Source organism: Paenibacillus sp. FSL H8-0259, assembly GCF_037963255.1.
Taxonomy (GTDB): Bacteria; Bacillota; Bacilli; order Paenibacillales; family Paenibacillaceae; genus Paenibacillus_AQ; species Paenibacillus_AQ phytohabitans.
The window spans coordinates 4,092,963-4,112,695 of sequence record NZ_CP150147.1 but is presented as its reverse complement, the minus strand read 5'-3'; the positions used below and the strand labels follow the sequence as shown (position 1 = coordinate 4,112,695).

At 48.0% G+C, this 19,733-nt stretch carries 15 protein-coding genes; 7 read left to right on the top strand and 8 right to left on the bottom strand.

Annotation, left to right across the window (positions count from 1 at the left end; genetic code table 11):
* Positions 1–345: 345 nt before the first annotated feature.
* Positions 346–2,394, top strand: coding sequence for a radical SAM protein (locus NSU01_RS17520; RefSeq protein ID WP_179093568.1), 2,049 nt, complete (start codon positions 346–348; stop codon positions 2,392–2,394).
* 31 nt (positions 2,395–2,425) lie between these two features.
* The gene (locus NSU01_RS17515; RefSeq protein WP_042137385.1) at positions 2,426–3,712 is read left to right on the top strand and encodes an MFS transporter; all 1,287 of its coding nucleotides are present in this window, start codon (positions 2,426–2,428) and stop codon (positions 3,710–3,712) included.
* A 374-nt stretch (positions 3,713–4,086) separates the two neighbouring features.
* Here the strand turns inward: NSU01_RS17515 and NSU01_RS17510 are convergent, their stop codons facing one another.
* From NSU01_RS17510 to NSU01_RS17500, 3 genes are all read right to left on the bottom strand, one after another.
* A complete protein-coding gene (locus NSU01_RS17510) occupies positions 4,087–4,755 on the bottom strand; it encodes a cyclase family protein (RefSeq protein ID WP_256703952.1) in 669 nt (222 codons plus the stop codon).
* Positions 4,756–4,856: 101 nt separating this feature from the next.
* On the bottom strand, positions 4,857–5,603 hold the full coding sequence (map, locus tag NSU01_RS17505; protein ID WP_076245909.1) for a type I methionyl aminopeptidase: 747 nt from the start codon (positions 5,601–5,603) through the stop codon (positions 4,857–4,859).
* Positions 5,604–5,630: 27 nt separating this feature from the next.
* Positions 5,631–6,386, bottom strand: coding sequence for a helix-turn-helix domain-containing protein (locus tag NSU01_RS17500; protein ID WP_076245907.1), 756 nt, complete (start codon positions 6,384–6,386; stop codon positions 5,631–5,633).
* 159 nt (positions 6,387–6,545) lie between these two features.
* Here NSU01_RS17500 and NSU01_RS17495 point away from each other — a divergent pair, with 159 nt between their 5' ends.
* Complete coding sequence (locus NSU01_RS17495; protein ID WP_076245905.1) at positions 6,546–7,325, top strand: ankyrin repeat domain-containing protein; 780 nt, start codon at positions 6,546–6,548, stop codon at positions 7,323–7,325.
* On the opposite strand, the gene NSU01_RS17490 is transcribed toward NSU01_RS17495, so the two are convergent.
* On the bottom strand, positions 7,309–8,238 hold the full coding sequence (locus tag NSU01_RS17490) for an NAD(P)/FAD-dependent oxidoreductase (RefSeq protein ID WP_042137377.1): 930 nt from the start codon (positions 8,236–8,238) through the stop codon (positions 7,309–7,311). The genes NSU01_RS17495 and NSU01_RS17490 overlap by 17 nt on opposite strands.
* A 175-nt stretch (positions 8,239–8,413) precedes the next feature.
* A complete protein-coding gene (locus tag NSU01_RS17485) occupies positions 8,414–10,072 on the bottom strand; it encodes a DUF6138 family protein (RefSeq protein ID WP_076245903.1) in 1,659 nt (552 codons plus the stop codon).
* A 278-nt stretch (positions 10,073–10,350) separates the two neighbouring features.
* Between NSU01_RS17485 and NSU01_RS17480 the strand changes: the two genes are divergently transcribed.
* From NSU01_RS17480 to NSU01_RS17470, 3 genes are read left to right on the top strand one after another with little or no spacing between them, the layout of a single operon-like run.
* A complete protein-coding gene (locus tag NSU01_RS17480; RefSeq protein ID WP_076245900.1) occupies positions 10,351–10,935 on the top strand; it encodes a papain-like cysteine protease family protein in 585 nt (194 codons plus the stop codon).
* Between the two features lie 37 nt (positions 10,936–10,972).
* Positions 10,973–11,734, top strand: a complete 762-nt coding sequence (locus NSU01_RS17475; RefSeq protein WP_042137370.1) for a hypothetical protein — start codon at positions 10,973–10,975, stop codon at positions 11,732–11,734.
* Between the two features lie 16 nt (positions 11,735–11,750).
* Entirely contained in the window at positions 11,751–12,275 is a 525-nt protein-coding gene (locus tag NSU01_RS17470) for a hypothetical protein (protein ID WP_042137368.1), read from the top strand.
* A 104-nt stretch (positions 12,276–12,379) separates the two neighbouring features.
* Here NSU01_RS17470 and NSU01_RS17465 read toward each other — a convergent pair whose 3' ends face one another.
* Complete coding sequence (locus NSU01_RS17465) at positions 12,380–16,372, bottom strand: collagen binding domain-containing protein (RefSeq protein ID WP_083705624.1); 3,993 nt, start codon at positions 16,370–16,372, stop codon at positions 12,380–12,382.
* Positions 16,373–16,856: 484 nt separating this feature from the next.
* Positions 16,857–17,720 (bottom strand): AraC family transcriptional regulator, encoded by an 864-nt coding sequence (locus NSU01_RS17460; RefSeq protein ID WP_179093567.1) that lies wholly within the window; start codon positions 17,718–17,720, stop codon positions 16,857–16,859.
* A gap of 182 nt (positions 17,721–17,902) precedes the next feature.
* On the opposite strand from NSU01_RS17460, the gene NSU01_RS17455 reads away from it, so the two are divergent.
* Positions 17,903–19,201, top strand: coding sequence for an alpha-glucosidase/alpha-galactosidase (locus NSU01_RS17455; protein WP_076245896.1), 1,299 nt, complete (start codon positions 17,903–17,905; stop codon positions 19,199–19,201).
* 89 nt (positions 19,202–19,290) lie between these two features.
* Here NSU01_RS17455 and NSU01_RS17450 read toward each other — a convergent pair whose 3' ends face one another.
* Entirely contained in the window at positions 19,291–19,641 is a 351-nt protein-coding gene (locus tag NSU01_RS17450) for a hypothetical protein (protein ID WP_042137363.1), read from the bottom strand.
* Positions 19,642–19,733 lie beyond the last annotated feature (92 nt).

Sequence of the window (19,733 nt, the reverse complement as noted above, 5' to 3'; positions counted from 1 at the left end):
AAGGAAGAAAAAGAGCTGCTTGCAGCGATTTTGGAAGTTACCGAAGCATCTGATAACGATGTTACACGCCAGAACAACGTCAATAACATTCACTAAGTAACTCTCCGCAGCCCATCCTCCTCATTGAATCTTCCAATGAGGAGGAATTCTCTTCATGATGGAGGTTTTGGAATGGTAAAAACTGCGCTAATATACCCTCCGGTCAGCGATCCTACTTCAGGTTATCACAGCCTATGTTGCTTGGCGGGCTATGCGCGGCAATTCGGCTTTGAAGATATTGATATTATTGATAGTAATATAGACTCTTGGCTGTATACCGTAACGCCTGGGCAAATCGGAAGAACAATGCAATATATAAATGAACGGACCGCGCAGCTTCAGGCACTGGAACAACCTACGCCCATTGAACAGATGGAGCTTTATTACGCGCTCAAAGTACAAGGCATGAATTTTGCCGGGGCGCTGCCAGCCGCGCTGCATACTTTCCGTGATGAAACAGAATTTTTTGACTACAGGCTGTATACCAGCGCCGTTGAGACTGTAATGCTCTGGATGGATGCCTTATCTCTAAAGGGCTTCCCGGGGCAGTTCAGAGGGTTCAGCTTAGCCACCAGCGGATTCTTCAATGTATTTAACTCCCTGGATATGCGCGATACCCGAATTACCGGAGTGATCTCCGGACCTTTCACCGACTATTTCAGGAACGAATTGATTCCCGGCATCATCACTGGCGGTTATTCCCTCGTCGGGATCAGCATCACCTATGTCGCCCAGCTTCCTTTTGCGCTCAGCATGGCGCAGCACATCCGGGAGAGCTGCCCGGAAACCCGGATTATATTTGGCGGGACTGCCGTCTCAGATTACTGGAAATATATTTTGAACAAAAGCGATTTCTATGCTGTATTTGACTCTGCAGATGCCTGCATTATCGGCGAAGGTGAAAGTGCACTGGTCTCTATCCTCCAGGCATTGAAGCACCATAAGCCGCTGCCTGCGTCACCGAATATTGCACTGCATCCCCGGTACCAGGCGGTGCATGGTGCCTCCGCTCTGGAAATCAAATACGAAGATATCTGCTCCTTTCCGGTGCCGGAGTACAGCAAGCTGCCCTGGGAGAAATACTTATCCCCCTTTCCGTTCATTTACTATTCTCCTTCACGGGGATGTTATTGGAACCGGTGCACCTTTTGTGATTACGGCCTCAATACCGATTCGCCTACCAGTCCCTGGCGGCAATTCCCGCTGGATAAGATTATGGAAGATTTGAGGACGCTCGCCGTCACCTACAAATATATCTACTTCTCAGTGGACGTGTTATCTCCGGCCCTGCTGCTTAAGCTGGCAGCAGCGATTCTGGAAGAAGGACTCGACATCCGCTGGGGAGCGGAGATCCGGTTAGAGGAATACTGGACACCGGAACGCTGCGCGTTGCTTCAGCAAAGCGGATGTACCGCCATCTCGGTCGGATTTGAATCCGGCAACCAGCGGATATTGAATCTGATTAATAAAGGAACCAAGGTGGACCGGCTGCAGGAAACAATCCAAATGTTCAGCGAAGCCGGCATCGGCGTACAAATTATGGGATTTACCGGATTTCCTACGGAAACGGTTGACGATGCCCTGAGTTCAGTTGATTTTTTGCAGCATAACAGCAGGCACTGGACTTTTGGCGGGCTTGGCCAGTTCGTGTTAACCAAAGGTGCCATTATTGCCAAAGAACCGGAGCGCTTCGGCATTCAGGATCTCCGGCCTTTTGAGGGCGAAGATGTCGCCTGGAGGCTGTTTTACAGTGAGCAAACGCACTTGCTTGCCAACACTTCCCGTTGGGGACCGAAGGAGCTGACAGAGGCCAAAGCATCCCTCAGAAGCAACCTTTTTGACCGTCCCTGGGTGGGGGGAGTGGATACTGCGCATTCGATGTTCTATCACGACCGGTTTGGGAACAAGGTCCTCCAGGTCATCAGGGGGACAACTCAGACGGCAGCTAACGAGAACTCAATTTTGGAATTAAACGGACACCTTCTAGAGGGACATTATTACCTTCCGGTCCACAAGCTTTTTAACAAAAAGAACCTGGATAACATCCTTGACAGATCCGAATGCGAAGGTAAGGCAGTCACCGCGCAAAATATAACTGAACTTCTTGGGCAATGGAAACCGGATTGCTCCAGTTACCCTCAGCCCAAAGAACAGCAGCTGTTCGTCCGGCGGGATGGCACTCTTTTTCCGTTTCCTGTACCCATGATCGAGTTTTTGCGGAATTTCGTACCTGGCTTAAGTTTGACGGAGCTGCTGCAGCAATCGGCGCAGCATGAGTTCCATACTGAGTTATGGCAACACTGTATCTCGAACCGGTTTCTGCGGCTGAAACGGTTACCGGCAGCAGAAGCCTGAAGATCGCTTTATGAAGGAGGTGTGCTATTCCTTGAACCCCGCAATCAGCAAACCTAATTACAGACTCCTGTTAAAACATAATGCCGATTTCCGCTATCTATGGCTGGCCCGTGCCAGCTCCGTCTTCGGGGATTCCTTATACAATCTGGCTATCAGCTGGCTCGTGTACTCGATGACCGGCTCCTCGCTCCAGGTGGGGCTGGTCATTGTTGCCAAGTTCCTGCCGGAAATGATACTAGGTTTATTCATTGGCGCCTGGGTAGACCGCTTGAACAAAAAGATTCTGATGCAGATCGCCGATGCCGCTCAGGCTCTGCTCACCGTAACCCTTGCTGTACTTATGCTCACCGGGCAGCTTCAGCTGCTGCATATCTATCTGATCACAGTTGGCTTATCGATTATGGGCAATCTGTTTGCTACCTCGCAGAGCTCCTTCCTGCCTGAGCTCATCGCGGATAAAACCTATCTCATCTCAGCCAATTCACTGCTGTCCGTTTCCCTGCAAATCACCCGTATTCTCGGAACAGTTGCGGGTGGAATATTGGTGGCCTCTATCGGAAATTCAGGGGCTGTGATTGTGGATGCGGTAACCTTTATCATCTCGCTTGCTCTGATCCAGCAAATTAAGCAACGCGGCAAGGCCGGGATGAATTCCCGTGCCGCCACCGGCTTGTCCATCTTCGCGGAAATCGGCGAGGGCTGGCAATGGCTGCGGGGACAAACGGCCATGCTCGTGCTTATCCTTCTCGGTACACTCAGCAATATTGCCTTAGGGCCAAGCAATGTGCTTCCCCCCATGCTGATCGGTGAGCTGCTGGAAGGCGGTTCCGGCGAGCTTGGTATTTTCAATGCAGCTATAGCTGTGGGGCTGCTTCTGGGCGGACTGTTCGTCGGCAGCAGGTCTCCCCGGAGAATTGGTGTCTGGTTCTCCTGCGGCCTTGGGGTTCAAGGCCTTGGCATGTGTGTGATCGCCTTATCTTCCGCTCTCTGGCCGGCTTGCTTCGGCAACTTGATCCTGGGCTTTGGCGTAACAGTCACGGTGATCCCGATGAGCACCTTGTTCCAGCTGCTGGTTCCGTCTCCGCTTCGGGGGCGTGTCAACAGCATCAGCTCCATGGCCTTTAACATCTCCATCCCGTTAACCTATGGCGGAGTAGGTATTCTGGCTGACAGAATCGGCGTGGAAGTATGCTTCGGTCTTGCCGCTGCCTTGTTCGCCGTTTGTCTGATCATCGGGCTGACCAATCATCATCTGCGCAGCCTCGACATCCAGGCTCCACAGTCGTCCCCATCACCTCAGACCAGTCAGTCGGTATAAGTAATCTACATATTTGCATCTCTTCGTGACCCGGTACGCTGGTAACTCCAGTCATGCCGGTAGGACCGGTAGAACCTGCCGGGCCAGGTTTTTTATTTCATTCAAATATTTCGTTGAATACCAGTTCAGCTGAAACCAGTCTGCATTGCGTTACTGCCATTCATCACTCAACCATTTGCCACAATTACTGTTGCTAGGGTCTGGTCTGGTCAACTCTCTATAAATACAAGCTGAGTGATTGATATACTAATATTCAGACTTAACGGTTTTGAGAATCCCAAGTTCCTCGGTAAACAAAATAAAGACTGCAACTCATTTACGAGTATACAGTCTTTATTTTAGCAGTAAGCTTCACCAGTTTTTCATAATCGATCTTAAGCTTCTACTTCAACAATGATATTAATAATCGAAGCGTCATGGTCTTTAATACGAAGGGGTGCCGCGAAGGCGGAAATGAGTTTTTTATCAATTAACGGCGCTGGATTAATATCTTCATAAATTAGCATCGTCGGCTCTTTATACTTCTCATGGTCTAAAAAGGCATGGTGGACAAAAAATCCGGTTCTTTTGGCTTCCGCCATATTTTCAATGCTTAAGGTATCAATAGCTACGGCTTTGCAGTTTGGCAGCTTCGTCCGGATGTATTCAGCAGCTTCGGGAGAGACGGCCGGAAAATGATTCGCGTATTGCTCGAAATCCGTATCCCTGTATTTCCAATAGCCCGTATTGAAGATTAGAATATCTGCTTCATGAAGCTCTTCGTACGCCTCAAGCATAGCGGTTGTAATGAAACCGTCAGCGCCCAGCGGGCAGTCAATTAATAGCGGGCTTCTGTAGATGAAGTCTTCAATTGGAACAGCATCTATGCCCTTACCGTTATTCAAATGATGCCACGGTGCATCAACATGGGTACCCGCATGAAGATAAATGGTTAATACACTTCCGTTCCATTCGTCTCCTTTACTCAAGCGCTCACGAGGATCTAATTTCACTTCTGGCAGCCCTGGAAAAACCGGCATTCCAGCATAAATCGGGTAACCGATTTCGACGTATTTTGAAATAATAACACTCTCCTGTAGTTTCTTTGGGCATAGTACAAGTTCACCCTGATTAACGTTAATCGGTTATTAAGTTCTAATAACACTTACTGGGCAGTCAGAATCAGCGGTCCGTCCGCCGTGATTGCGATCGTATGCTCATATTGCGCCGACAGCTTGCCGTCTGCTGTTCTTGCCGTCCACTCATCATCGTCAATCGTGATGCGGTACGTACCTTCGTTGATCATGGGTTCAATGGTAAATACCATGCCTTCCTTTAACCGGATGCCTTTGCCGGCGATGCCGATATGCTCATAGCTCGGCTCTTCGTGCAGGCTCCGCCCGATCCCGTGCGCCAGCAGATCACGCACAACGGAATAACCGTTCGCTTCCGCGTGTTGTTGAATCGCCGATGTGATATCGCCGAGCCGGCCTCCGGGAACCGCCCGGGCGATCCCCAGGTCCAGACATTCCTTCGTCACCTTCATTAATTGCTGCGCCTCCGGCCGGATGTTGCCCACCGCATAGCTCACGCACGAATCGCCGAACCATCCGCCGTATTCCGCGACGATGTCGAGCTTCAGCAAGTCTCCGTCCATGACCGCCCGATTCGAAGGAATGCCGTGTGCCACTACATCGTTAATCGAAATACAGGTTTCTGCGGGGAACCCGTTATAACCTTTCGTGAACTGCTTGCCGCCCAGCTTGGTAATGTGCCTGGCTACAAAGTCATTGATTTCTTGGGTGGTGATCCCAGGTTCGATCAGGCTGGCCACCGCGCGGTAGCAATCCGCCACGATTTGACCCGCCTGTTTCATTTCTTCGATTTCTCGGGGGGATTTTAGAATAATCATCTTTGGTTTATTCGCTCCTTATGCTTGCTAGAATTTCAGAAGCCGGGCGATATCCCCGGCCTCCTCGTGCAGCTTCCCGCGGCGAAGCGAAAGTGAGGCGCACCCGGTCATCGCGGCCAGCAGCATTTCCGCTCGCTGCAGCTTATCCGGTGATTCCGCTGCGTTTCCGCCGGAAGCGGCAGCCCCCTCCGCCGCACTCCCGGTTTCCAGCAGCGAGGCAAATGGCGTGAGCACCTCCTGGCGGAAAGCGTTCGAGAGCGGGGAAGAACGCCCTTCAGGCAGCGAGGCAAAACCCTCACCCGCCAGCTTATAAAGCAGGTATACGGAGTGGTCCTCCGCCCAAAGCTGCAGCAGCCGGATGCTGGCGGTGGCGGGGTCAAACTCTACGGCACCGGCCGTTTCACCGCTGCCGCTTAGATAATCCGGGGCTCCCGTGCCCACGGTGTCTGCCACAGCAGCCAACCCCATATGTCTGCCCGCCGTTGACTGCATTGAAGTCGAATCGCGTAGGACCTCCAATGGGATTATGCCCGGTGCCTCCCGCTGGGCACCCATCCATCCCCCGGCCCGGTCCAGTGCGTCCCATAGCAGATCGTTGAGCAAATCGCCTTTATTGCTGTAATAGTGATATACCGTACCATACCCGAGTCCCGCCTGCGCGGCCACATCGCGGATCTCCAGTAATGGTCCTTTATCCAAAAACACATCGGCTGCGGCTTTGCGGATCTGCGCCAGCCGGCGCAGCCGGATATCCTCATTTTGTTCCTTCGTGCGTGGAGTCATCTCGTCCATCCACCTCTTTTATTTTTGACCTGCTGTTATGTCAATATAAAACATCGGCACGGGAATAACAAGTATCTTTTTGAAGTTGGCTATACATATGAAGTATGATTAGTGAAGGAGTCCGTCGCGATATACCTATGAACGGGAGGCATTCTAATCATGAGTGATGAGAAGAACATAGCTTACATTCCAGAGGACCATTCGCTGGGTATTTCGGTAATTACTGCGATTCATTCCGGCGATATCCCGTTGCTGAAGCTGCTGCTTGAAGAGAATCCCGGGTTGGCCGCCTCAAGAATTGTAAGGAACGGAGAATTGCGTTCTATGCTGCATATTGCAACTGATTGGCCCGGACATTTCCCTAACAATACAGTGACAATTGCACTGTTGATTGATGCCGGTGCTGAGGTGAATGCCCGGTTTACTGGACCGCACAGCGAGACCCCGCTTCATTGGGCTGCAAGCTGCAATGATGTCGAAGTGCTTGACCTCCTTCTCGATGCCGGTGCTGACATCGAGGCTTCCGGTGCCGTCATAGCCGGCGGAACGCCGCTCGACGACGCAGTGGCATTCGCGCAATGGCGGGCAGCACATAGATTAATTGAGCGTGGAGCCAAAGCTTCTCTCTGGCATGCAGCCGCGTTGGGTCTGGTAGATGCTATGAAAGCTCATTTTGCCGGAGACCCGCTCTCACAGCAATACCCTTGGGGAGCTGGACACTCATCGCCTCCGGACGAGGTGAACGTCGCTTTCTGGTGCGCTTGCCACGGCGGACAACGACACGCAGCCGAATACCTGCTCGGCCACAAGGCGGATATAAACTGGCCTTCTGTGTGGGACGGCCTCACTCCCTTGGATGCTGCTCAGCGCAGTGCCTCCCCTGATCTGGTACAGTGGTTGCTCGGACTGGGTGCTAAATCCGCTACCGGACTTCTTTGATATTTCTCCGCCAAGCTTCTGTATTCAGCTCATTATTCATGACTGCAGCCACAAATGAGCCGGCCGAAGCCGAAGCAATTGCCTGATGCATCATAGATGCTGCATCCCCGGCGCTATAAATGCCCGGGATATTTGTTTGTCCGGATTCATTAACGGCGAGTACTCCTGTTTCTGTGAATTCGCATCCGATGGTGCGTGGAAGGTCAGAGCCCATCGCCAGCTCAGGTTTGAAAAAGATTCCCCTGGCTGGAATCACCGTCCCGTCTTCCAATACAACTTGTTGAACGATACCATCCTTCGAGTCGATATGCCGGATCGGTGAATCGAACAAGGGAATATCATTGTGCTGGAACTCCTGGCGCTGAGCCTCGGTCAGTTCATCCGGACCATTCGTACAAACCGTAAGCCGGCTTGTCCATCCGGAAACAACCGGAGCGAAATGCATTAGGACTGTCCCCTTCGATATGACGACAAGCGGCTGATCCCTTAATTCCCACCCGTCACAATACGGGCAGACGAAAGCACTTTTTCCGTATACCTCCTTAAGGCCCGGAATAGAAAAGGGCTGATCCTTCATGCCGATAGCGAATAATATTTTTTTACTTGTTATCATTTGTCCTTCCATCGTGCTCAATTCAAACTGACCGTTGGTGCCTGCGATCGATATCACTGTATCCGCTACGAATGATGCCGTGGGATAGGCCAGAATCTCTTCTTGTGCGATTCGCCGGAACTCCTTCGGAGTGATCCCATCACGGGTAATAAACCCGTGAACCGCGCCAGTTACAGCATTGCGTGGACGCCCCTCATCAATCACCGCTACCTTTTTCTTCGCCCTCGCCAATACCAAAGCGGCATTCAGACCCGCCGGTCCGCCGCCGATAATTGCCACATCAACATATTGTTTCTCCATAATGAATAGCCTCCTTCATAGATTCGAAATGTCTACAATTATAACGCAAGAAGCCTGGGACTTCTTGTTTGACCCGATAAAACAGATATCAAAGAGCTTCTTTGTCCACAATAGATGGTTTATTACTATTTTGCAATGATTATTTTTAAATTAATATTATCTTTCAGTGGTGGTATCAGCTCCGATTGGCCGCTTGGATCAGTCCGGCAAGGTATTGCTTCTGCTCTCCCTCAGCTTTGTCAGCAAGCTTCTGCAGCTTGTTCTTCCCGCCCCAGATCAGGTAGACAAGATGTTCCACCTGGTAGTAATGCAGGCCGTGTACCTGATCGAGCAGCAGTCTAAGCAGTCCCACATTCTCCAACTCTCGCGTCATCTTCAGCTTTAATGAATCTGTACAGTACAGCATACACGTCAACAGCACGGGAAGCATCTCTTTGTTAATGCCGTATTGTTCGATTAACGCAGCTGTGAATCTATTCTGGACAGACTGATGTTCAACATCTACCTTCTCCATATATTGAAGGACCAGCGGGAAATATGCCTGATCTGTGAGACCCAGTCCAAAGACCGCATAGCTGCCCGGCATGCAGCATTTCTCCGCTTCTGCATCCGTATACCATTCGAAGGTTTCCATCGCTGCGATGGCATATTCTTCAAGCAACGGGTGTATCTTCGGGTATTCAAGCGCATTCGCAAAGAAACGGTGCGTGCCCGTTTTGGCGAGTCCTTTGAGCGGCAGCCAGTGCTTAACTGAGGAGGTTAGCTTGATCTGATAGCTTTTTGGAAAGCCCGACTTCAGCAGATTCGTCAGATGCCGGAGCGCAAACGCATAACTCTCCTCTGACTCCTGATTAATACGGATGCGTACCTCGGCAAATACATCATTAGCGCTACATTCCACCTGATCATTGCGTAATCTCGTAACCTCTTCAGCAAAGGCACCGCTGCCATAATTAATTAGCCGTGCAGCCTGGACACTGCCGAGTTCGAGCGCGCATTGCAGGAAGGCAAGCCCCGTACTTCTGCTGTAGGAAGGCTCAAATTTAAGGATGCAAACTGCAGCATAGATCACGAGCCCAACCGTTTCTTGCCCGACATTTTCCAGCACAGCATCGTTCCTCTTCGTAAATCCCATCTGCCACTGGGTTCCTGTGTTCTCGAAATAACGCGGCAACCAATGATCTTCTACCCAGTTCCTGAGTGCTACGGTGATAGTATTGCGATGCTCAGCCAGATGCTTGTTCCCCTTGTTCAGCTCTTGTATCTTGTCATACACAGCGGTGATTCTGCCGGAATCCAAGACGGGATACAGTCCTTCATCCAGGAGATGCCGGGCCAGGAAAAAAGTTTCCAGCGGCTTGGTCGGATATTTGCCGGCATCTAGCTTGTTTAAGGTATAGAGGCGGATCTGTTCCAGCAGTTGTTGCTTCTTCGCCTCATCTACATATTCAAGAATGTGCACATGGACAACACCTTCATTCACCTTGAATTTCCCGTCAAACCTGAACCGGTAATCCAGGACTGCCGGCGGCAATGCATTTAATTTGTTCTGCATATACGAAGCAAGCTCAGGGATGATCTGCTCCCGCACTTGTACCTCTGTCAGCTGCTCAGGGGTAGTCTGCTTGCTTTTACCCGGTTCGTTTAAATCAAGCAAATTATCTGTCACATCCACTCTGCCATCCGCATATTCGAGGAGAGCATACCCGTGAATGCCTGCCTGCAGGGTGGTCCGTTTTACAATTTTCTCTGCTTCTTTATCACTGATATAGATGAGCCACTTGTCTATTTCCATTTTCATTTCTTCAAGAATTGCTTCCAGCGTATAATCCATGTCTATTACATGCTCCTTTACACAGCGATATCGGCAGTGAAGTTGTTCATGCCCACTCTAAAATTATGTACATTAAATATTACCGTATCTTGATTTACCGTTCAAATCGGTTGGGGGTATCTGTCTGATGATCAATCGTTAATTGATACCGGAAATGATTATGTTTCTTAAAATGATATCTGTGATTTTCAAGGTAAATCCTTTAATTACCACACTTCCATATAAAGTATTTTATGATAATATCATCTATAGTCCTTTCGGCCGAGAGCTCAATTCTTATGAAGGGTTTGAGAAAAGTGAAAAAAATAAAATTGAGATCGCTTTCAATATTTTTTTGTTCGATTATCTCTGCTTCACTTTTTACAGCAAGTGTATACGCCGCTTCTGGCATTAGCATTCATGACGTAAGTGCCCAGAAACAACAGGGAGGCTATTTATGCTGGGCGGCCGTATCCAGTATGGCAGGACAATACTTAGGGAAATCCAATGCGACTCAGTATAACATAGTAACAGCCGCTAAAGGATTATACATGGACACTGCCGGATCTGTATACGATGCCCAAAAAGGTCTTGCAGCATATGGTGTAAGTTCGACTGCACTTGTAACTGTGCCAACTTACGACAATATAACGAGTAACATCAATGGTAACTCTAATGTTCTCGCATTTATGAGTAAAACGGGAGCAACGCTTGGTCATGCCTTTTTGATTAAAGGTTACTACTATAACACTGATACCAGCACTCAGAACTTATACTATATTGATCCAGCAGATGCTTCCAGTAATATTCAAAGCTTCTCAACTTTCAAGAGCAATTCTATCTATACTTGGGTCAATACAGTAAACAATATAAAAGTGAATTAACTGTAAAATAATCACTATCAATTAAGGAGGGTTTTTTTTGAAAATTCGCGCCATTATATTAACTATTTTATTTGCTCTATTCACATTGGGAAATGTTGTGTATGCAGATTCAAGTCTGGAGACAGCTGGGGCAGATATCAAGGGGGCGATTGCTAGGGAATATACAGAGTATTATGCTGATACTCTTGAAGCCCAGAAGACTAGCTTTCACGGCAGCGACAAAGCAAGCTTTCATGAAGCAACTTTGGGAGAAGGAGTTGCCTATTATCAAGTGAATGTCCACGGAGATTCACTTTCACATGAATTGACTGGTTATAAATTCCCGCTTTATTTAGAGGGAACTCAGGTTGCGGTGGTCGATGCCACTTTTGAATCAGGTGCCTGGAAAATTTTCAACATCAGTAACCATGATGATTTTGACAGTGCAATTAAACGGATCGAAGCTGAGTATGCTGGAAACGGTAAATTCGAGCTTATTGATGATAAACGTTATAATCTAAATTATGTCTATACTAATAGTACGATTAATGAGGAATATATCAATTTAACAAATGATGAGAGTATAAGTCCTGCAGAGATCCTGAATATTATCAGCGAGTCTGTGGATTCTCTTAATAATTTGAATCGAAATTCAAATGACGGAGTGATTTTAGTCGGTGGCGGCCCCAATGTCTCTCCTTCTGACAATCAGACCTCTTTGCTTCTGCCAATTATTTTATTCGGATTATCTCTTGCCTTTGCTGTTCCACTAATAGCCATACCGACTCAAAGAAGAAGAGCCTCAGGCACATTGGAATGAGAATGGTCCGAATATAATGAGACGAAAAGGATGGGTATTCCCTCTTCTATGCCTTGTGCTGATAACAATGATAGGATGCAACAATGAAGATTCCGCGGCGGGAAAGACCGACGAACAAATCGCCGCCGATTATCTTCAAGCTCTTGGTTACACAATTGTTGCGGATGAAGGAGAGGTCGCAAAATATACCTTGGAGCAGAATATGCTTGAAAACCTGGATTATATGCTGCTCTGGGCAGTTCAGGAGAAAGAACCTTCTGCCTATTTCGGGAAAGAAATCGTCTCTTATGATTTTCTTGTAAAGGATCATCCGCTGGAAAAGTTGTTTAGCCCGGAAGATTACTTTATTTCTGTGGTTGTCATGCTTGTAGACGGTGATGTTATAGGCGGAACCTCCGGTCCAAGAAGTAAAATCAAAAATCTAATCATGGCGGGCGGAGAGTATTCAATAGATGGAAAAACATTGAACGAGATAAAAGGAACCGATTATCCGCAATGGCTGGACTATTGGAAGAAAACGTACGGTAAGCGAACGGAGTGACCTGAAAGACCTGAAAGACCGCCGCTTCAATTAGAAGCGGCGGTCTTTTGTTTACCATTATTTTTTTTGAAAACTGTTCTTTAAAAAGGATTGCAAAGCCGTTTCTACTTGCGTGTCTTAAATCTCTTCGAGAGCACGAAACCAAGGATGATCAGACCCATTCCGGCTAGGTACATGCCTATCGGACTTTCTTCACCGGTCTGAGGCAGCTTACCCGGCAGACCGCCTTGATTCGTTGGTTCATTTTGTGAAGGTTCATCTATTGTTCCTTTAGGCACTTCATCTACCACTACTTCGATCTCGATCTCCTGGTCCTCTCCATTATCGCTAACGATAATAGTGAACTTGTCTTTTCCGGTATAGCCAGGGTCAGGTGTGTACTTCCATTTCCCGTCTGGTGTAATCACGACGGTTCCATGTTCAGGCTCATCACCAAGGCTAGGAATTCCCCCAAGCGGGATTTCACCCTCGACCGGAATGTCCTCTATTGTGTTGACAGCTGTTGGCTGTGGACTTGGAGGACTGCTAATTACAGGTGTTGCTGTCGGTGCATTTGTCGGTTCACTTGTAGGTTCTGGAGAAGCCGATGGTGAAACTGATGGTGTCACCGTTGGAACAACTGTTGGACCCGGAGTGACTATGACTCCTGGTATTGAAGGAGTTGTTGGCGTTGATGACGGCGTTGACGGCACATATGGTGTTGCTGTTGGCGCCGTTGGTTCTGTTGGAGCTGGCGTTGCTGTTGGTGCAACAGTCGGCGTTGCGGTTGGCACTGGTGTAGGTGCAACAGTCGGTGTTGTCGTTGGTACTGGTGTTGGCGCAACCGTCGGTGTTGTTGTTGGTACTGGTGTTGGCGCTACTGTTGGTGTTACGGTTGGCACTGGTGTAGGTGCAACCGTCGGTGTTGTCGTTGGTGATGGTGTTGGCGCTACTGTTGGTGTTGCTGTCGGCGATGGTGTCGGTGCCACTGTTGGCGATGGTGTTGGCGCAACAGTCGGCGTTGCCGTCGGTGATGGTGTTGGCGTTGCTGTTGGTGTTGCTGTTGCTGTTGGCGATGGTGTTGCTGTTGGTGATGGTGTTGGCGCTACTGTTGGTGTCGCTGTCGGCGATGGTGTTGGCGTCGCTGATGTTTTGTTTTTTATTTGCAGATCTATGGCTGTAGTTGAATTAATTTTAACTGCATGAGGTGTCGTATCTAACAGATAACCTGCAGGTGCAATTTTTTCAACTACTGCATAATCGCCACCAAGTAGTTTCGTGAATTCAAGCTTACCTGTATCATCTGTTACTCCCTCATTAATCCAAATCTGCTCATTGCCGATGACGCGGAATAAGTCAAAGGCAGCTCCTTTGAGCGTGTTGCTAGGATCACTGGCATCAATCTTTTCAATGCTGAGCGTGCCTCTGACACCACTGCCTGTGCCTGAACCGCTCGAGAGCTGAACTTTAACTTCAGAATTGGTTTCTTTGGTAACCTCTTTCACATTCTTACCTGTGAGCTCTACCTCGTTGCTGACTGTTTCATTATTTTGTGCAGTGATCACAGATTGGTACTGAAGAATAAAAGCTTCCGAGATTTCTTTGGTAAACTTCAGTTCGAAGCTTTCTTTGCCTTCACTGTCTTTCAAGAAGTCCAGCGTATAATCAGTGTCTCGTGTCAGTTCCTCGCTAGTGGGTGTTATCGTCCCGTTGTCTGCAACATTAGTCTTGTAGAGATGATAAGTATTAGTGAGCAGAATTTGATTCTCACTAGGAATATCTGTTACTACTGCATCCCTCACAACGGATTGATTACGGTTGATATACACCGTCCAGTCAATCTTATTGTTGTTTTGTGCGCCTGTCTTGGCGATATATTCGCCTCCATTAGGAATGTTGACCGAAGCATTCAGGTCTGCGGATTCCTTGGTCGTACCATCATATAGTACTGCTGTATTATCGACAGTCTTTACGTCAATAACCTTATCAGCGAAAGTAGTCTTAAAGGTAACGTAAAATGCATAATTGATCGTTTTGTTAAAGCTTACCTCAAGCTTCCCGTCGTTCAGAGTTACCTTGTAATCATCTTCATCGACGTTTACGTCCACCGAAGGGTCTCCATTGGTACCGTAGATCCATTTGAATACCTTAACGGAATCCGGAACCACAACTTGACCGCTGCTGATCGTGTCCACCAGTTTAGCATTAGTCAGGGTTTTCATATTATAGTTGGCCCCGACATTCCAGGTAATCTCTTTGGTGAAGGCATTGTACGAACCGTTCTTGAGACCGTTATTCTTAACTTCTGCTCTTGGATCGAATGTTGATGTTGTCTTGATGGTCCGACTCTGACCATTCTCCACCCATTCCAGCAATGCCTGATTGACAAACTGGTTTTTATCCTCCGCCAACCAATCAAAGTTAAACTTAGTGAGGTATGTGATGGTATACGGTTCAGAGATCGGAGCTTTAAAAGTAATCGTGAACCCGTCGTTCACCGCCACAGGATCATGTTCGGTATAAACAACCTCAGTGGCGACTGCGGGACCTCCAGCGACCGGTTTAATCGTAAGGCTTCCCGGTACCAGCTTGAGCCCTGCGTTAACGAAGGTATCCGTTACTTTCAGATTTTCCATCGTCTTTGAATCTTTGTTGATCGTAATTGTCCAACGTACTGTCTTGTTCAGATAATCTTTTTCGCTGTTACCCTTGACCAATATTTGTTGGGTGATATTCTGGGAAGCTGAGTCCGAATGTTCACCGTAAGTCACTGTATTAGTGACCTTGCCATTTTCAAAAACACGTTCCGGCGCTTTAGTTTTGTATTCGATGCGGTAAGCAGATTCAATATCATCATTGAATTTGAGTTCAAAATGATATTTACCATCTACCACTGAATCTGTAACCGTGTATTTATTATCCGGAAGAGGCTGGGCATCTTTGACCCCTTTACCATCGGCCGCAATAGTCACCGGGTACACCTTCAGCGAATCTGGAATGAGTTCCTGTTTGAGGTCAATGGTATCCTTCAGAACCGCGTCGTTTGCCGAAATAAACTTTTCATTGTAATTGAATTCAATTGCCCAGCCAAGAGTCTGGGTTGCAGGATCGTAGCCGTTTGTTACTTTGGTAAGCGGCTTCCCACGGCCAACGGTTACGGTAGTCTTCGATTCTTTAGATAAACCGTTGTCTCCCGTAAAAATAGCTGTATTCTCATAGCTGACCGCATCCTCACCGCTGGCTGTAATATCGGTGGTGAATTTTACACGATACGCCTTGGTGATCGGGCTCTGTTTAAATTTTAATTCCAGCTTCGCCGGTGTGGACCCGGAGGCATCATAACTGCTACCCGGAACAATGTCACCTGCTATAACTGTACCGTCCAGCTTCACTTCAAGTTCACGGACAACAATGGAGCTTGTATCAAGCGTCAACCCGTCCGGAATCGCATCGGTAACAGCAGCGTTGCCCACACTTTCCAAGACCTTGTTGACATCGACGGTCCAGCCGATTTGCGTCGGATTGTAGAATTGAGGCAATGGAGTACCTTTCTTCTCTACAGTTGAACTGACGTTAGGCTTGAAATGAAGTTCAATTACCTGGGTGCCGCCATTGATCGGGAACTCCACAAGCTGTGTGGTCGACCCTTTTATTTTTTTAGAACTAAGCAGTGAACGGACAGTAAAGGTCCCCTGCACTTTATCATATTGTTCAATAAATTCATTAAACGTAAAGACAACATGATTATTACCTTTATCGACATGATAGGTGCCTACTGTATCTCCACCAAATAGAAGATCCCCATCCAAATCACTATAAAGCTCAAACGGATCGGGTATATTAAATTCAAAAGTGGAGCCTGCTTCATAACCGTGCCCGTCTGCTAATGACCACGTGTAATTCAGTTCGGAATAGGAATCCAGCTGATATACATTTCCGGTGACTGTCTCTGAGTAGTGCTCATCCGTATACACGGCCAGAGAAACGCTGGTGATCAAATTTTCCGTAATTTTACTGGGTTCTGCATGAGCACGTTCAGTGAAAGAGCCAAAGCTTGTTGTCCATTGGGTAACCAATAGAATAAGTACGAGCCAAATGCTAATCTTTTTCATTTTCATTGATGAATACTTCCTCCTTTTTCGTCATCGATTGTGTTTGAAGCTTCATGCCATTGCCTGCGCAACTTGTGGGAGAACTGCGCCGACAGCAGTTTAAGTAACTGTAAACCTGACATATGAACAATTTCTGAACAGCTTCCGGATTTGCGTGTGAAAAAACAAAATAACCCGCCAAGCATAAGGCTCGGCAGGTATTTGGTACTTGTATACGGCTTATCCCTTTTACTTAGTCACGGGTTACAAAGTGCTCCACCCCATCTGCTAAATTCGAGATTTTATTCTTAAGAAACTCAGGGTAAACCTTATAGTCCAGTAATTCGTTGATATCAACCCACTGGAATATCAATCTGGATTCATCCGTTTGAATTTTACCCTCATGAAGCAAAACTCCGGAGCTCCGGAAATTATGAATTCGATTCTCTTCTGCGAATAACCAATCTCTGTTTTTCATACTCAAACACCACCAATCTCTACCTTGCCCCAGCTATTCCCCACTTCTCAGACCCGCCCGGTACTCGCTCGGCGGCATGCCGGTGTGCTTGCGGAATTGCTTGGAGAAATACAGCGCATCATTGAAGCCCACGGACGAAGCCACCTGCTCAATGGTCAGGGGAGACCCGAGTAGTTGTCTGGCCTTGTCCATCCGCTTTTTGAGCAGAAACTGTTTGGGCGAGAAGCCGGTTCGCTGCTTGAAGGCTTTGGACAGATGCACCCGGTGGTAGCCGAGTGAGGATGCCAGGTGATCAATACTAATCTGCTGGTGGAACTGCAGCGAAATCCAGCGGATAGCCTGGTCAATCTGCCGGTCAATAATCTCGGGCATTTCGGCAGGGTGCAGGGGCAGCGCGCTTAAATTACCCAGCCCGAATTGATGAAGCAGCAGCCGTGCCCAGCCTGAAGCCTCCAGACTCTCCAGCCGCGGGTAAGCAGACTGCTGGAAGGCATGCCGGATACGTTCGTACAAGCTGTGAAGCTCTGTGACATTACCGGAATGCATGAAGGGTTGTGCTCTGGTAATGCCGACAGCGGAGAGAAGTTCTTGAACGCCAATCCCCTGCAAGGCTACCCACGCATAATGCCACGGGAAATCCTGATCTGCCTGATAACTGAAGAGCGCACCGGGGAAAATAACGAAGGTGTCCCCACTCCTGCACTCGGCAGAGAACGTCCCGTTTTGAAACAGGCCCTCCCCTTCCAAGACAGTATGTATCAAATAAAAATCGTGAACGGAAGGTCCGATTTTATGGCCGGGATAAGGCCTTGCCTCCCCGCTGAACAGGACAGACAGATCCTGCTCCTCAGGTGTAAGATTAATCCCTAAAGTGAAATTATAATGGTCCGGATTCATATGCAACATTCCTCCATATTCATCTTGTCTTTCTCCATAGTCGTGCCTTCGGTTCTATTCTATAGTGATTATAGAAGAAAACAGCGGAAAAAGCTTCTAAACCAACGATTATCATTCGGATTAAGATTCATATTCCCAAATGAATGAAGCGTATTCCGCAACTTACAGGAGGCTAATGTCTAATGTCCAAAATTACATTTATCGGTGCCGGCAGCACGGTTTTTGCCAAAAACGTCCTGGGGGATATCATGGCTACACCTGCCCTGCAGGGGTTCGAGCTTGCCTTGTATGATATTGACCTTCAGCGGCTCAAAGACTCCGAGAATATGCTCACGAATCTGAAGAACAGCGGCGGCAGCACCTGTACCATCATCGCCTATACCGACCGCAAAGAAGCGCTGCGCGGCGCCAAATATGTAATCAATGCCATTCAGGTCGGGGGATATGATCCATGCACCATTACAGATTTTGAAATTCCGAAGAAATACGGCTTGCGTCAGACTATTGCGGACACTGCAGGCATCGGAGGATTATTCCGCAATTTGCGCACGATTCCGGTCATGCTCGATTTCGCTGCGGATATTCGTGAGGTCTGTCCGGATGCGCTGTTCCTGAACTACACGAACCCGATGGCCGTTCTAACGAATGTGATGAACACTTACGGCGGAGTGAATACGGTGGGATTATGCCACAGCGTGCAGCAATGTATCCCCGGATTATTCAGTCACCTCGGGATAGAACAGGAAGGTGTACAGGCGACGATTGCCGGTATCAACCACATGGCCTGGCTGCTCAAGGTTACCAAGGACGGCAAGGACTTGTACCCGGAGATCAAACGCCTCGCTGCAGAGAAGCAGCTTGAGCCTCACGGTGATATGGTCCGCTATGAGATGATGCTGAAATTCGGCTATTACATTACAGAATCCTCCGAGCATAATGCCGAATACCATCCGTATTTCATCAAAAGAAATTATCCCGAGCTGATTGAGCGGTTCCAGATCCCTCTAGACGAATATCCGCGCCGCTGTGTAGAACAGATTAGTCGCTGGGAACAGATGAGTGAGGAGCTGGTGAATAATCAGGAGCTTGCGCATGAACGTTCACATGAATACGCCTCTTATATTCTGGAAGCGATGGAGACTAATGTGCCGTTTAAGATCGGCGGCAACGTTATGAACACAGGACTGATTCCTAATCTGCCCAAAGAAGCCTGTGTCGAGGTCCCTTGTCTGGTTGACCGCAGTGGAGTAACTCCGACCTACGTAGGCGATTTGCCTCCGCAATGTGCCGCACTGAACCGGACGAATATCAATACACAACTGCTAACGATTGAGGCCGCCATGACACGCAAGAAAGAGCATATCTACCACGCAGCCATGCTGGATCCGCATACTTCAGCAGAGCTATCGATGGATGATATCATTAATATGTGTGATGAGCTGATCGCTGCCCACGGTGACTGGCTGCCTGACTATCAATAAAAGGTGAAATTTGTTTTATCGCTATAAGCAAAGAAGCCCCCCTATAGGACGCTATAGGAGAGGCTTCTTTGCTTATGATGAATTTTAGTTCAACGACTCCATTCGCTCAGGCTGTCTGGATTGAAATCTAACTCCTTGCCGCTTTGATTAATCACATATACTCTCTCCGGCGGACTTTCCAGGCTTCTACCCGTAAGTACAAGCTGGCGCCCTCCTTCAATGGGATAATTCCTTATATATAATCCTGAACCGGTATCTTCAAAAGAATATTTGTTCAAATCGCTCCAATCCAATGTGTTGCCCTTTTCCGATAAATCCGTTAATTCATCTAATGAAATATAACCGTCCAGCCCTCCTTCCTGGTTGTTTTGGCATGCTGAACCAATCATTAGAACGAATAAGACAATCATTGATAACTTCAAATATTTAGCTAGTCTCATATACAACCCTCTCCAGAATGCCATTATCCAGCTGGTGATCTATAGGGGTAAATATACCATAATATAGAAGTCAACACTAAGTCTGCAATAAC